Below are 1,800 nucleotides of genomic sequence, written 5' to 3' on the forward strand. Positions count from 1 at the left end.
CGCCGGTCTGCTGGTCGCTCAGCGATGCGCGCGGCGATCTTGTCGCCCGTGGCAGCGGCCACCGCATCCTCTCCAGCAGCGGCGATCCACTCGCGGGCTATCTAAACTTGGATGTCGCCGTCGGCACCGATGTCTACACGCTGCGCGGGCCGTTCGTTCATATGAACTGAGCGGCGCTGGCTGGATCAGGCCCTCTCGCGCTGGTCCGCGCCGGCGTTGAGGAAGTCGAGCATCATGGCGAGGGGCTGCGGCTTCGCGATGAAGTAACCCTGCGCCGTGTCTGCGCCCATCACTTTGAGGAGCGCCATTGCATGCTCGGTCTCCACGCCTTCTGCGACGACCGACATGCCCATGGCATGAGCGAGGTCAATCGTCGACTTGATCATCAGCTGGTCTGACAGGCCCTCCGTCCGATGCAGCGGGATGTCGTGACCCGCTGACGCGGCCTTACCCTCCGGAAACCAAACGGAAAACGCGGCGCGCTTGCCTATCAGGCGGGCCTTTCGCGTTTTTTCGGCTGCAACCGCCGCTTCGCGGTTGTGCTTGCCGCCGGGCCACTCCAAATGCAGGATATACTGAAAATTCAACCGCATTGACCGGGGCCGAATGGATTCGACCAACCAGCTGATATTCTTTTGCGGGCTGCTGCTGTGTGCGGCGATCTTCGCGAGCTTCCTGTCGCGCCGCATTGGCGCGCCCTTGCTGGTTACCTTCCTTGGCGTCGGCATCCTGTTCGGTGAGGATGGCCCCGGCGGCATCGTCTTCAACGATGTCCCGCTCAGCTATCTTGCCTGCTCCTTCGCCCTCGCCGTCATCCTGTATGACGGTGGTATCCACACGCCGATGAAGAATTTCCGCCAGGCCCTGCGCCCGGCGGTGATCCTCGCCAGTGTCGGCGTCATGGTGACCGCCTCGGTCGTGGCGCTTGGCATGTGGTGGTTCCTCGGCACCGACCCGCTCTATGCGCTGCTGCTCGGCTCGCTCGTCGCCTCGACGGATGCGGCCGCCGTGTTCCTGCTGCTGCGCCAGCAAGGCATCAGGCTGAAGCCGGAAGTGTCGAACACGCTGGAAGTGGAATCCGGCGTCAATGACCCGATGGCCATATTCCTCGCGCTGACGTTCACCGGGATCATCCTTGCCGGCGGGGCAGGGAGCATCGAGGGCGGCCTGATGTCCGTGCCGGTGGGCTTCGTCCAGCAGTTCGGCATCGGCGCGGCGCTTGGCATTGCCGGCGGCCGGCTGCTCACCTTCTTCTATGACCGTGTCGCGCTGGAACTCGGCCTCAACCCGATCTTTGCGCTGGCCAGCGGTCTCCTGATCTTCGGCGCCGCCAACATTCTCGGCGGCTCCGGCTTCCTCGCGGTCTATCTGGCGGGCCTCATTCTCGGCAACCATGCCTACCGCGCCAAGCAGGTCGTCAAGCAGTTCATGGACGGCATCGCCTGGCTCGCCCAGCTCGCGATGCTGCTCATCCTCGGCCTGCTGGTCACGCCCTCGCACCTGATCGCCGACATCCCCGAGGCGCTGCTGATCTCGGCCATCCTGATCTTCGTCGCGCGGCCGGCGGCGGTGTTCATCTCGCTCGCCTTCGAGAAGTTCACCTGGCGGGAAAAGCTGTTCATGTCCTGGGTCGGCCTGCGCGGCGCGGTCCCCATCTACCTGGCGATCATCCCTGTGCTCCTCGGCGTGCCCGGAAACTTCTTCAACATCGCCTTCCTCGTGGTGCTTGTCAGCCTCTTGCTGCAGTCCACCACCATCAGCCTTGTCGGCCGCCTCCTGAAAGTCGGTGAAGCCGAAGAG

The 1,800-nt window shown here is 64.3% G+C and carries 2 protein-coding genes; one reads left to right on the plus strand and one right to left on the minus strand.

All coding sequences use genetic code 11. The features are described from left to right. Window positions 1-185: 185 nt before the first annotated feature. Window positions 186-593 (minus strand): EAL domain-containing protein, encoded by a 408-nt coding sequence (locus tag WEA77_RS14810; RefSeq protein WP_368068644.1) that lies wholly within the window; start codon window positions 591-593, stop codon window positions 186-188. A gap of 13 nt (window positions 594-606) precedes the next feature. Between WEA77_RS14810 and WEA77_RS14815 the strand changes: the two genes are divergently transcribed. Beyond that, a partial coding sequence (locus WEA77_RS14815) for a potassium/proton antiporter (RefSeq protein ID WP_368068645.1) occupies window positions 607-1,800 on the plus strand: 1,194 nt, incomplete at its 3' end.

Source organism: Hyphomonas sp. (genome assembly GCF_040882205.1).
GTDB lineage: Bacteria > Pseudomonadota > Alphaproteobacteria > Caulobacterales > Hyphomonadaceae > Hyphomonas.